At 58.7% G+C, this 12,446-nt stretch carries 15 protein-coding genes; 3 read left to right on the top strand and 12 right to left on the bottom strand.

The genetic code is table 11. The features are described 5' to 3' along the window. Positions 1-45 precede the first annotated feature (45 nt). From IEQ42_RS24745 to IEQ42_RS24775, 7 genes are all read right to left on the bottom strand, one after another. Positions 46-393 carry a ribonuclease E inhibitor RraB gene (locus IEQ42_RS24745; RefSeq protein WP_042558460.1) on the bottom strand — a complete coding sequence of 116 codons (348 nt, stop codon included), beginning with the start codon at positions 391-393 and terminating at the stop codon, positions 46-48. A 210-nt stretch (positions 394-603) separates the two neighbouring features. After that, a complete protein-coding gene (locus tag IEQ42_RS24750; RefSeq protein ID WP_200610606.1) occupies positions 604-837 on the bottom strand; it encodes a hypothetical protein in 234 nt (77 codons plus the stop codon). Positions 838-1,072: 235 nt separating this feature from the next. Beyond that, positions 1,073-1,948 carry a polyamine aminopropyltransferase gene (speE, locus tag IEQ42_RS24755; protein ID WP_042558458.1) on the bottom strand — a complete coding sequence of 292 codons (876 nt, stop codon included), beginning with the start codon at positions 1,946-1,948 and terminating at the stop codon, positions 1,073-1,075. A gap of 179 nt (positions 1,949-2,127) precedes the next feature. Then, the gene (locus IEQ42_RS24760) at positions 2,128-2,319 is read right to left on the bottom strand and encodes a PLDc N-terminal domain-containing protein (protein WP_042558457.1); all 192 of its coding nucleotides are present in this window, start codon (positions 2,317-2,319) and stop codon (positions 2,128-2,130) included. Positions 2,320-2,390: 71 nt separating this feature from the next. Then, positions 2,391-2,921, bottom strand: coding sequence for a hypothetical protein (locus IEQ42_RS24765; protein WP_210705834.1), 531 nt, complete (start codon positions 2,919-2,921; stop codon positions 2,391-2,393). Positions 2,922-2,988: 67 nt separating this feature from the next. Continuing rightward, a complete protein-coding gene (locus IEQ42_RS24770; protein ID WP_042558455.1) occupies positions 2,989-3,507 on the bottom strand; it encodes an ankyrin repeat domain-containing protein in 519 nt (172 codons plus the stop codon). A gap of 96 nt (positions 3,508-3,603) precedes the next feature. Then, complete coding sequence (locus tag IEQ42_RS24775) at positions 3,604-5,442, bottom strand: long-chain-acyl-CoA synthetase (RefSeq protein ID WP_210705835.1); 1,839 nt, start codon at positions 5,440-5,442, stop codon at positions 3,604-3,606. A gap of 383 nt (positions 5,443-5,825) precedes the next feature. Here IEQ42_RS24775 and IEQ42_RS24780 point away from each other — a divergent pair, with 383 nt between their 5' ends. Next, positions 5,826-6,104 carry a DUF3509 domain-containing protein gene (locus tag IEQ42_RS24780; RefSeq protein WP_042558453.1) on the top strand — a complete coding sequence of 93 codons (279 nt, stop codon included), beginning with the start codon at positions 5,826-5,828 and terminating at the stop codon, positions 6,102-6,104. Positions 6,105-6,200: 96 nt separating this feature from the next. Here IEQ42_RS24780 and mtnC read toward each other — a convergent pair whose 3' ends face one another. The 5 genes from mtnC to aroC form a co-directional block, all read right to left on the bottom strand. Next, the gene (gene mtnC, locus IEQ42_RS24785; RefSeq protein ID WP_115148205.1) at positions 6,201-6,884 is read right to left on the bottom strand and encodes an acireductone synthase; all 684 of its coding nucleotides are present in this window, start codon (positions 6,882-6,884) and stop codon (positions 6,201-6,203) included. Between the two features lie 4 nt (positions 6,885-6,888). Next, a complete protein-coding gene (locus IEQ42_RS24790) occupies positions 6,889-7,434 on the bottom strand; it encodes a 1,2-dihydroxy-3-keto-5-methylthiopentene dioxygenase (RefSeq protein WP_210705837.1) in 546 nt (181 codons plus the stop codon). A gap of 94 nt (positions 7,435-7,528) precedes the next feature. After that, entirely contained in the window at positions 7,529-8,155 is a 627-nt protein-coding gene (locus IEQ42_RS24795; protein ID WP_042558450.1) for a methylthioribulose 1-phosphate dehydratase, read from the bottom strand. After that, positions 8,152-9,297 (bottom strand): MFS transporter, encoded by a 1,146-nt coding sequence (locus IEQ42_RS24800; protein ID WP_210705839.1) that lies wholly within the window; start codon positions 9,295-9,297, stop codon positions 8,152-8,154. The genes IEQ42_RS24795 and IEQ42_RS24800 overlap by 4 nt, the downstream gene beginning before the upstream one ends. A gap of 34 nt (positions 9,298-9,331) precedes the next feature. After that, on the bottom strand, positions 9,332-10,423 hold the full coding sequence (gene aroC, locus IEQ42_RS24805) for a chorismate synthase (RefSeq protein WP_047300364.1): 1,092 nt from the start codon (positions 10,421-10,423) through the stop codon (positions 9,332-9,334). 130 nt (positions 10,424-10,553) lie between these two features. Between aroC and IEQ42_RS24810 the strand changes: the two genes are divergently transcribed. Together IEQ42_RS24810 and IEQ42_RS24815 are read left to right on the top strand one after the other, a co-directional pair. Continuing rightward, entirely contained in the window at positions 10,554-11,507 is a 954-nt protein-coding gene (locus IEQ42_RS24810; RefSeq protein ID WP_210705841.1) for an alpha/beta hydrolase, read from the top strand. Positions 11,508-11,638: 131 nt separating this feature from the next. Further along, on the top strand, positions 11,639-12,430 hold the full coding sequence (locus IEQ42_RS24815) for a hypothetical protein (protein WP_210705843.1): 792 nt from the start codon (positions 11,639-11,641) through the stop codon (positions 12,428-12,430). The last annotated feature ends 16 nt before the right edge of the window (positions 12,431-12,446 follow it).

The following is a 12,446-nucleotide window of genomic DNA, read 5'->3' on the forward strand; positions in this document are numbered from 1 at the left end:
ACGGCCGACCCAAAGGCCAGCCGTTGCTTACGTTCAGGCGGGGGATCAGTTCAGACGGTAGCGACTGCGCACCTCCTGCTTCACGCCCCAACCCTCGATGATGCCGCCCAATGGCTCGACCACGGCAGAAAAGCCCTGCTCGAAATCGCCAATATCGTCATAGGTTGCGTACATCACTTTGCTTAATTCCAGAGACCACGCGCCGTCGTCGCGCGCGCTGACCTGGGCATTGATGGATTCACCGCGAAATTTTCCTGCTGCCCTGCGCGCCCGCTCCTCGTCCGGGAAAATCGCGTAGAACTCGATGGGATGGAATCGGGAAAAATCGAAACCGCCTTCTTTCATGCGGCGCAGAACATTGCTGCTGATGTCTTCTTGATAGGCTGTGCTCATGAATCGTCCCCCTCGGATAGATGGATAGACTTTCCGTATTCCCGCCCCGGGCCTGACAGGCCAAAGCACTACTGCAACGTGGTTGCTGCGGGAAACAAGCATGTAGCTGACAAGACCAGACCTTAGCGATCCGTTCGCTGATCTCGCTTGCAGAGTAGCCCCAAGATAGAGCCGCTGCCAAGGCCTGGTGATTGAAGTGACAGGAAATTTTCAGACGGGAGTGATGCTGATGATTTCTATACCGTTCTGGGTTTTGAGGCTTTTGACGGCCGCATCGGGCGTACGCCCTTCCAGATCGTTGAGATCCAGTTTGGCGGCGACGGGCAGAAACCGTTCCTTGATGAGTTTGGCGGCGTGCTCGTGATTCGGGCATTCCTCGCACTCGAAGACTTCGTCGACTGATTCACCATGATCATCCACGAAAGTGACTTTCCACTTTTGCATCGGAGCCTCCTCGATCAAACCCACAAATGGGCTTACCTCTATCTCGACTTTCGGCGTGATTGATCGTTCAAAAGGATGCAGCGCGCGACCATGAATAAAACATCAGGGACTGTGCAGACAAGCTGTTGTGGGAGCGAGCCTGCTCGCGAAGGCGCTTGTCCATCCAGCAAAAGTGTTGGCTGACAGTACGATTTCGCGAGCAGGCTCGCTCCCACAGGGGTTTTGCCGTGTTCTATTAGTCGTTGCTTGGCTTGTTGATCGCCTGCAATACGTATTGAGGCATTGCAAACGCGCCGATGTGGATTTCCGGGTTGTAGTAGCGGGTGACGATGCCGCTGCCGATGAAGCGCTGTTGCAGGGTTTCGCGGCTCAGCTTGCGGTACGACGTGTTGGTCGAGCCCCAGGCGAAGGTCATCGAACCGCCGATGTAGGTCGGCACCGCCGCTTGATAGAAATGCCAGTCCGGGAACAGGCTGCGCAGGCGACCGGCAGTGGTTTTGACTTCTTCGATCTGCATGAACGGCGTGCCGTTCTGGGTCACGAGGATGCCGCCTTCGTTCAGGCAACGGTGGCAGGCCTGGTAGAAGTTTTCCGAGAACAGTACTTCGCCCGGGCCGATCGGGTCGGTGGAATCGGAAATGATCACGTCGAATTTTTCGGTGGTAGTGGCGACGAAGCGCATGCCGTCATCGATCACCAGGTTCAGCCGAGGATCGTCGTAAGCACCCTTGGAGTGCTCCGGCAGAAACTCTTTGCACATCTCGACCACGGTGCCGTCGATCTCGACCATGGTGATGTGCTCGACGCCAGCGTGCTTGGTCACTTCACGCAGCATGCCACCGTCACCACCACCGATGATCAGCACGCGCTTGGCGGCGCCGTGGGCGAGGATCGGTACGTGGGTGAGCATTTCGTGGTAGATGAATTCGTCGGCTTCGGTGGTCTGGATCACACCGTCAAGCGCCATGACACGGCCCATGCGCGGGTTCTGGAAGATCACCAGGTGCTGGTGTTCGGTGCGCACTTCGTGCAGCAGTTTTTCCATGCGAAAACGCTGGCCGTAGCCTTCGTATAGGGTTTCCAGGTATTCGCTGGTTTTGGTGACGGTCATGGTCAAGTGCTCCGATGAATGCGCGGGCCTGGATCGTGGAGACGATTGCCCGGGAAAGGCGCGCATTCTACGTTGCCAAAGATGACAGGTCGAACCTCACTTTATCTGCAAACCACAGAACCCTGTGGGAGCTGGCTTGCCAGCTCCCACAGGGTTCGAGATGGTTTCGAATGTAGCGGTCAGATCCGGACGTTGCCCCGTGGCCCGGCGATTGCCCAGATGATCAGGCCCAGCACTGGCAGGAGGATGATCAGCAGCACCCAGACGATTTTCATCCCGGTGGAGACGCCGCTTTTCAGCACATTGATGATGGCCCAGATATCGAGCGCAAGAATGATCAGGCCAATCAGACCGTTGAACGTGGAACCCATGGTGTCGCTCCAGAATAGTGGCATGCACTTTTAGGATAGACGGTCGCGTGCAGGGTTCCCTTTTATTGTGCTCAAACGTGAACGGCGACCTTCAAGGCTTCCAGCGAAGGCGCAGCGGCGATGCCAATTTGTGCACACAACTCGAGAACTTGCGGCACGTCGTTGCCGTAAACCAGCACCACTTGCAGCTCATCGTCGAGCAACTGGCTGAAGTTCATCAGCGTGTAACCGCCGTTTTCCTTGTTCAGGCTGCTCATCTGCACCTGAATACGGTTGAGGGCGGTCAGCGCTTCGGTTTTGGCCAGTTGCTTGGGCTTGAGGTTGAAGTCCACGGTCGGGCCGAACGAGGCGACGATCTGAGCGAACAGGTCGACGTAGGTGTCAGCCTGGAACAACACGGTCTCCGGCAGGCTGCCGACCACAACCCACTCGCCCAGTGCGATCGGGAAAGTGTCGTCGTAGTTGATGTCCGGGTTGGCAGCCAGAAAAGCGTCGGCATCGGCGTAGGCCTGTGCGGCTTCGTCGGCCACCTTCAGGATCTCGTCCTCGCCCATGCAGCCGGAGCTGATTTTGCTGATGAGATCGACGAGCGCGGCTTTCATGAGGGCGGATCCTGTGGCGAAGATGGTTTTTGAGGGCGCGGAGGATAGCGCACAAAGTAAAAGATCGTCAGCCCAGCAATTTTTCCAGCTGCGCCGTGGTGTCCACTGCACCCATGGTCCGGGCAGCGTCGAGCGCAGTAACGCCATTGGCATCCTTGGCTTTCGGGTCGGCGCCCTTGCTGATCAGATAGTCAACGATTTCAACACGGTTGAACATCGCCGCCATCATCAGTGCAGTCCGGCCATCAAAGGACGAGCCTTCGATTTCAGCGCCCGCTTCAACCAGTGCCTTGACCACCGCAAGATCGCCCTTGAACGCCGCACCGGCAATCGGGCTCTGGCCGTTGGCATTGCGCAACTCGGGATCAGCCTTGTGTTTAAGCAGCACCTGCACGGCATCGACATGGCCGTAATAGCTGGCAAGCATCAGCAAGGTATCGCCCTTGCTGTTTTTCAGGTTCACCGGCAAACCGGCGCTGACCAGTCGATCGAGCATCAGTGCATCACCGTCGCGCGCCTTGTTGAAAACCTGCTCGGTGAATTCGGCAGCTTCCTCAGGGGTCATCTGGCGGCTTTGGTCGGACATGGGGCAACTCCACTTCGGTCTATCGGAAAGTCGACAGTTTCCCGAGCCCGACGATAGCTGTCACCCCCTTTTTCTGAAAATCGCCCATAGCCAGAATCAATAACGGTATTTGCCCTGATGGATTTCAGCCAACACTTCATCGGTAACCTGCACGTAGGTTTGCGTGCCGGGTAGCCAGGCGAAAATCGGATCATCGCCTGTCTGAGCTGGGTCGAAACCTTCGTTTTTCAGACGCGTTTTCTGATATTTGAAGGTGCCGGTGGTTTCCATTTTCACCTTCACCCGCAAAAACAACGGCACCGCATAGGCCGGCAGGCGTTGCCGTGCGAACGCCAGCAATTCGGCGAAATCCAGCGTCGCCAAGGATTCAGCCGGGGTAATCGCCGCCATTCCGGCGCGGCCGTTGGTGTTGGGGATTTCCACGCCATACGCCACTGCTTCGCAAATCTGCGGATGCTGCAGCAGCAGGTTTTCGACTTCTGTGGTCGAGACGTTTTCGCCCTTCCAGCGGTAGGTGTCGCCCAGGCGATCAACAAACTGGGCATGACCGAAACCGATGTTGCGCAGCAGGTCGCCGGTGTTGAAAAAGCGATCGCCTTTGCTAAACACATCGTGCAGCACAACCTTGGCGGTCTTCTGTGGATCGGTATAACCGTCCAGTGGCGCCTTTTCGTCGATCCGCGCCAACAACAAGCCCTGCTCGCCCTTGCCGACCTTGCGCATGAAACCGTCAGCACTGCGCACCGGCTGGCCGCTGTCATGGTCGTAAGCCACCAGTTCCCAGGCCATCAGCGAAAAACCGATGGTGTTGTCGAAGTTGAGAATATTGGTGAAACCGATATTGCCGTCGCTCGCCGCATACAGCTCGCAGATGTGCTCGACGGCAAAGCGTGTCTTGAACTCGGCCCAGGCGCCGGGGCGCAAGCCGTTGCCGATCATCTTGCGCACGCCGTGACGGTTGTCGTCGGCGCTGGCCGGTTGATCGACCAGATAGCGGCACAACTCACCGACGTAACCAATGGTGGTCGCGCGATAGCGGCGCACGTCGCTCCAAAACTGACTGGCGCTGAATTTACGGCGTATCGCAAAACCCGATGCGCCGTTGATCGCCGAGCCCCAGCACACACATAGACCCGTGGCGTGGTACAGCGGCAAAGTGCAGTAGACGACATCGTCGGGGCGCATGTTCAGCGCGATCATGCCGAAGCTGGTCGAACTGCGCATCCAGCGACCATGCTTGAACACCCCGGCCTTGGGCAGGCCGGTGGTGCCGGAGGTGTAGATGTAGAAACACGGGTCGTCGAAAAATACCTGTTGGCTGCTTGGCGGATTTTCACTGGAGGCATCGACACTGGCGCTGATCAGATTGACGTAGCCTTCGGGCGCAATGCCCGGGTGATTGCAGGTGTCCTGATCGGCAACAAACCAGCTGCGCTGTGGCGCAATCGAGACCTGATCGCGCACCGCAGCGAACGCCGGCAGCAGTTCTTCGCCGACCACAATCGCCACCGGCGCGACCAGATTCACGCTGTGAATCAGCGTGTCACGGGTCAGCGAAGTATTGAGCAGCGCGCTGACGGCACCGAGCTTGGCCAGTGCCAGAATCGTCACCAGCAACTCCGGGCGATTCTCGATAAAAACCGCGACCACATCGCCCTTGCCGATGCCCTGCTCGCTCAGATAGTGGGCGATGCGATTGGCCCACTGGTTGACTTGCGAGTAGCTCAACGAAACCTCGCCCTGCAATAGCGCCGGGCCATCGGGGTTACGCAGAGTCGCTTGTTCGAACGTCCAGCCAAGGCCACAGCTTTGGGTCGGATCCGTGACGTTGGCGACCTTCATGCCCTTGACCACTCGGGGAATGGCCTTGGCAATCATCGGCAGCTTGCGGAGCATCATGCCCCAGGTAATCGTGTCGCTTGGCGCGTGACTCATGGAAGCTCCCCGTTCGACCTTGGCGTGGTGGCCGATGTTTTTTATTGTCGGGCTGATGCAACCGTCGCATTCGAGCGAGGGTCGAGACTGAAAGTACGTCAGCGCTTCTCAGGCTGTACACGCGGTTTTTGCAATGTTTTGTATCCGCCCGGGCGGCGGCGATGTCGATGATTCAGAAAAGCCCGATTGGTTCCGTTAATTGCTCAATGATCCCGCAAAATGCAGGATGCACGATGGCCATTCATGCAGTTTGCACGACACCTCAAAATCATCTTGTTTTTAAGCTATTGATTTGTAACGATTTTATTTTTATCCGGTGCTGGCACAATCACTGCAACCTCCTATGCATGCTTGCCATTCAAGTGCATACGGAGCTGAAAAACATGAGCCTGATTCAAGAAAAATTTACCTCCCTGTTCTCCAACTTCGACGTCACCACCTCGCCGCGTCCCGATGGCGGGATTTTGCTGACCCTGCGTAGTGCCGACGGCAAAGTGTTCAAACGTGCACTGTCGTATCAGCAACTGCATGCCGGCGACCAACTGTCCTGGGCAATCAGTGCGATTCGCCGTGACCTGGCCGAACAGGCCAGCGAGTTGCCGCAAATTGCGATGCTGCAGAGCCAGCAGCGCTTTGCCCTGCCGACGTATCACTCGCTGTAAACGCTTAAGAACTCGTTAAACAAAACAGGCCGTGGAGCTTTCGCTTCACGGCCTGTTTTTTTGTGCCCGGATTTCATGCAGGGTTTAGCGCAGACGTTAGAACGCTTCCGGTTCGATGCCGGTGAAGCTGTCGACGGTAACGTGGCCCGCCAGTTCTCCGCCATCGCGGGCCAGACCGCAGGTTTTCAGGCCCGCTGACTGAGCGGCGTCGAGCTCTTCGACGATGTCCGACAGAAACAGGATCTGCGCAGGTTCAACCGCGATCGCCTGTTGAATGTTCGTGTAAGACTGCGCCTCTCGTTTCGGTCCCGACGTGGTGTCGAAATAGCCGCTGAACAGCGGCGTCAGATCCCCTGCTTCCGAGCAGCCGAAGATCAGCTTCTGTGCCTGGATCGAGCCCGACGAGTACACAAACAGTTGATAACCCGCCGCGTGCCAGCGTTGAAGTGCTTCAACAGCATCCGGATAAACATGCCCCTTCAACTGCCCGGCCTGATAACCCTGCTCCCAGACCATGCCTTGCAACGCTTTAAGCGGCGTGGCTTTACGGTCTTCGGCAATCCAGCTCAAAAGGATTTCAACAACCCGTTCAACGTCGGCCTGCGGCTCGTTGCTGTCACGGCGTACGGCGTCGAGTTGCTCTGCGACATCGGCACGCTCAGCGTTCTGGCGCACGAAGTCCGGCAGGTGTCTGGCCGCGTAAGGAAACAGTACGTCGAAGACGAAACTGACGGCGCTGGTGGTGCCTTCGATGTCGGTGAGGATGACTTTGATCGACATGGGCTCAGTCCTCCAGACGCGGGAATCGCCCGGCGATGTCTTCGCCGGTGAAATTGGCAACCCAGCCGTCCGGGTTGTTAAACAGACGGATCGCGACAAAGTGCGGATGCTCGCCCATGTCGAACCAGTGCTTGGTGCCAGCCGGAACGGAGATCAGATCGTTCTTTTCACAGAGTACGGCGTACACGTAATCGTCGATGTGCAGGGTAAACAGCCCACGACCGGCGACGAAAAATCTGACTTCGTCTTCACCATGGCGGTGTTCTTCGAGGAACTTGGCGCGCAGTTCGGCTTTTTGCGGGTGGTCGCTGTTAAGGCTGATGACGTCGACGGTGACGTAACCGCGCTCGGTCATCAGTTTGTCGATCTGCTCCTGGTAAGCGCTGATCACCTCTTCCTGCGTGGCGCCGGGCTGGATCTTCGCGGTGGCTTGCCAGCGGTCGAAGCGCACACCTTGCTCGGCCAGAGTCGAGGCGATTTCTTCGAGATGGGTCAGCACCTTGTTCGGAATGTCAGGGCTGGAAACGTGATAGACGGACAAGCTGCTCATTGGGGCAATTCCTCGGTATCGGCCTTGCCGTCCGGTTCTTGCAGACCGGTCGGGCACAGCATTTCATCAGGCAAATGGGCGACTTCGGGTGAAGTCAGCCCTGGCGGTTCATGACGCTGCGGGTTTTCAACTCGCATTCAAACAGGAATTCAAAGGCTTCGATCTGGCGCAACGCGTCGTTCATCTGCGCGCCCCAGGTGTAGAGGCCGTGACCGCGAATCAGATAACCGACGCAATCGGGATGGGCGTCGAGCCAAGGCTGCACCTTGGCGGCGAGCCGCGCAATGTCCTGGTCGTTGTCGAAAATCGGCACGCGCACCCGGGATTCATGGGTCGAGATGCCGCTGAAGGCTTTTTGCAGTTCGTAGTCTTCGAACTCGATAAAGTCTTGCGGGGTCAGGCGCGACAGCACCGTGGCATTGACCGAGTGAGTGTGCAGCACCGCACCGATCTCCGGGCGCCAGCTGTAGAGCTGGGTGTGCAGCAGAGTTTCGGCGGACGGCTTTTTGCCCGGTTCCAGGCTGTTACCGGCAAGGTCGGTGGCGAGCACATCGTCCACACCCAACTGGCCCTTGTGCTTGCCGGACACGGTCAACAACGCTTCGCTGGCCGACAGACGCGTCGAATAATTGCTGCTGGTGGCCGGCGACCAGCCGCGACCATAAAGGAAACGCCCGGCGTCGACGATTTGCTGGGCGAGTTGTTCACGGGTAAGGCTCATGGCCTGTCCTCTTGCATACGTGTGGCAATGATAACGGCAGCAGCAAGCGCCGCGAGACTGGCAATACTAAAGGTCAATGTCGCCCCGAGGGCATTCCAGCTGTAGCCGGAATACAACGCGCCCAGCGCACCGCCGGTGCCGGCCAGCGCCGCATACAGCGCCTGGCCCTGCCCCTGTTGGCGCGCACCGAAGCTACGTTGCACGAACTGGATGGCAGCGGCGTGAAAACTGCCGAAAGTCGCCGCATGGAGAATCTGTGCGAACAGCAGCACCCAGAGAAACTCGGCGAACGAACCTAGCAGTAACCAGCGCAGGGCCGCCAGCAGAAAACTGGCCAGCAGCACCCGGCGTACTGAGAACCGCGCCAGAATCCGGCTCATGGCCATGAACATCAGCACTTCGGCGACCACACCGACCGCCCAGAGCATGCCGATCACGCCTCGTGTGTAACCGAGTTTTTCCAGGTGCAAAGTCAAAAACGTGTAATACGGGCCGTGGCTCATTTGCATCAGCGCCACGCAGCCGTAAAACGCCAACACACCGGGACTGCGCAATTGTTTGAGAAAGCCCTCCCCGCCCGGTCGGTTGCCCTGCGCCGGTTGCGCGTTCGGCACCCACAAGCTGCTGAGGACAATGCCGGCCATGATCAACACCAGCGCCGCTGGGTAGATGTCGAGGCTGAGCCATTCGAACAGGCGCCCCAAAGCGACCACGGTGATGATGAAACCAATCGAGCCCCACAGGCGGATCTGGCTGTAACGCGAGGTCTGGCCCTGCAGATGCGCCAGCGTGATGACTTCGAACTGCGGCAACACCGCGTGCCAGAAGAACGCATGCAGCGCCATGACCATCGCCAGCCAGGCGTAGCTCTTGCTGACGAAAATCAACGAGAAGGTGAGCAACGTGCACACCGCGCCGAAACGTACGATGGCCAGCCGTTTGCCGGTGTAGTCGCCCAGCCAGCCCCAGATGTTCGGCGCCACACAGCGCATCAACATCGGGATGGCCACCAGTTCGCCGATGCGCGCGGCGCTGAATCCGAGGTGATCGAAGTACAGCGCCAGAAACGGCGCCGTCGAACCGAGCAAGGCGAAATAGAACAGATAAAAACTGGACAGCCGCCAGTAAGGAAGCACCGCCACGCCCGTCAAGCCGCAGCGGCTTTGATATCTGCCATCAAAGCTGACGCAGCACCGGCGTGCTCACGCGCACATCGGCGTTCTGCCCACGGTGACGCAACAGGTGATCCATCAGCACGATGGCCATCATCGCCTCGGCAATCGGCGTGGCGCGGATCCCCACGCACGGGTCGTGACGGCCCTTGGTGATGACATCGACCGGGTTGCCATCGACATCAATCGAACGGCCCGGGGTGGTGATGCTCGACGTTGGTTTCAACGCCAGATGCGCAACGATCGGCTGACCGGACGAGATACCGCCGAGGATGCCGCCAGCGTTGTTGCTGAGGAAACCTTGCGGTGTCATTTCATCGCGATGCTCGGTGCCGCGCTGGGCAACGCAGGCGAAACCGGCGCCGATTTCCACGCCTTTGACCGCATTGATGCTCATCAGCGCGTGGGCCAGTTCGGCGTCGAGACGATCGAAAATCGGCTCGCCCAGACCCGGCATCACACCTTCGGCGACCACGGTGATTTTCGCTCCGACCGAGTCCTGATCACGGCGCAACTGGTCCATGTAGGCTTCCAGCTCGGGGACTTTGTCCGGGTCGGGGCTGAAGAAAGCGTTCTGCTCAACCGAATCCCAGGTCTTGAACGGGATTTCGATCGGGCCGAGCTGGCTCATGTAGCCACGAATGACGATGCCCTGAGTGGCGAGGAATTTCTTCGCAATCGCACCCGCCGCCACACGCATCGCGGTTTCGCGCGCCGAGCTGCGGCCACCGCCACGGTAGTCGCGCTCGCCGTATTTGTGGTGGTAGGTGTAGTCGGCGTGGGCCGGGCGGAACAGATCCTTGATCGCCGAGTAGTCCTTGGACTTCTGGTCGGTGTTGCGGATCAGCAGGCCAATCGAGCAACCGGTGGTGCGCCCCTCGAACACGCCGGAAAGGATTTCGACTTCGTCGGGCTCCTGGCGCTGGGTGGTGTGGCGGCTGGTGCCGGGCTTGCGGCGATCAAGGTCGCGCTGCAAGTCTTCGACAGAAATCTCCAGGCCCGGCGGGCAGCCGTCGACAATGGCGACCAACGCCGGACCATGGCTTTCGCCAGCGGTGGTGACAGAGAACAACTTGCCGTAGGTATTGCCGGACATGCAGGACGCTCCGTGAAATCAAACCCAAATTCGTGATGCGCGCCAGTATACGCAGGCTAACCGAGTAGTTCATCCTCGAACCTTAGTGGTGCTGGCGAGTCCAACCGGCATCTTGGCGAATGATGGCGTGATGATGCTGCGAGTTCTGATCTTGAGTCTTACCCTCTTTACTGGCTTTGCCCAGGCGACTGTCCTACAGCGCCCGATGTCTCTGGACACCGGCAGCGGCGAACTTTTCGGCTCGCTGTTGCTGCCAAAATCCGACAAGCCTGTACCGGTTGTCCTGATCATTTCTGGCTCAGGTCCTACGGATCGTGACGGAAACAACCCCGATGGAGGGCGCAACGACAGTCTCAAACGGCTGGCATGGGTGCTGGCCAAACACAACATCGCCAGCGTGCGTTACGACAAACGCGGCGTGGCCGCGAGCCTGGCCGCGACGCCGGATGAGCGCAATCTGTCAGTCGAGGCCTACGCAGCCGACGCGGTGGCGTGGGGACAAAAGCTCAAGGCGGATCCGCGTTTCGGTCAGCTGATTATGCTCGGTCACAGTGAAGGCGCGCTGATCGCCACCCTCGCTGCGCCAAAGGTAGACGCGGCAGCGGTGATTTCCTTGTCCGGCAGTGCCCGGCCGGTCGATCAGGTGATTCGTGAACAACTGGCCCGCAGCCTGCCGCCGCCTTTGATGTTGCGCAGCAATGAGCTGCTCGACAGCCTCAAGGCCGGTCACGTCGATGACAACGTACCGGCGCAGCTGCAAGTGATATTCCGTCCGAGCGTGCAGCCGTATCTGATTTCGCTGTTCCGTCAGGATCCCACGAAAGCGTTCGCGCAATTGCCAATGCCGGCGCTGATTGTCCAGGGCAGCAATGACATGCAGGTCGGTACCGAAGACGCGAAATTGCTCAAGGCTGCCAAACCGGACGCCAGGCTGGTGGTGATCGAAGGCATGAACCATGTCTTGCGCATCGTGCACAACGACATGAAGCGGCAACTGGCCTCCTACAAGGACCCGAATTTGCCACTGGCGGCAGAACTCGGCTCACAAATCATCGACTTTATTGACGGACTTCGCGCCCGATAAGCCTCAACTGGGGGCGTTTCAGGCAGTTTTCCAGCCTGATAGCCCTCCAGTCCTGAAGAAAACGGCCGATAAGCCTTTGTCGCCAGCGCAATCGCGGGTGACAAGCAGGGCTTGGACAGGATCTCGCCGTTATGACTGATACGCAGACTTCACCCGACACCACCGCTGAAAAAGACGTACCGCCAGCGGTCGAGCTGCCGTGGGCGGATGTCCACGCCGAGCACCACAAGATGCTCCGCCTGGCCCCGCTACAGACTGATCGCCACACCGGTGGCCGGCCGCTGCGCTTTGTCGAATTCGGTTACGCCGAGCGCAACAGCAAAGAGCAAAGCCTGATGCGCATGGCGATCAAACTGCCTGGCCAGCGCGTGCGCAAAGAACAGAATCACCTCGACGTATGGGTCGATCACACCACCAAGCGTGTGCATTTTGGCCCGGACAGCGGCTTGCAGATCGAACCGTTGAACCGTGGCATCGGCCGTTTCGTCGCTGCGCAAGGCATCAACTGGGCGAAAAAACGTTGGCCCACCTACACCGTCGACGGCATGGACTTGAACAACAAGGACGCGTTGAACGAGGACACTCGCCTGCGTCGCGATCATTTCCTGCGCGTGCATGGTTTTGACGTGGCGTACGCCGATGCGCAGCATTTGAAGGGCAGCGTCAAGGAAGTGCAGGTCGCAGACTTGCTCGGTGACTGGAACAGCGAAAAGCTGCAAGTCGTCGAAATTCTTGAAGCGGCACAGATGCTTCAACAGGCTGAGCAGAATCTGGCCGAGCAGGAAGTGAAGCTCAAAAAGCAGGAAGACAAGGTCAGCAAGTTCAAGCGCGAAGACGCCGGGCTGCGGTTCACCATTACTTGCCTGGTGGCATTTGCGGTGTTTCAGGCGGGGTTGTTGATCTGGATTGCAACACACCGCTGATGGCTTGATACCGCGG

It is taken from the genome of Pseudomonas iridis, from assembly GCF_017980685.1.
In the GTDB taxonomy this organism is placed as follows: Bacteria; Pseudomonadota; Gammaproteobacteria; order Pseudomonadales; family Pseudomonadaceae; genus Aquipseudomonas; species Aquipseudomonas iridis.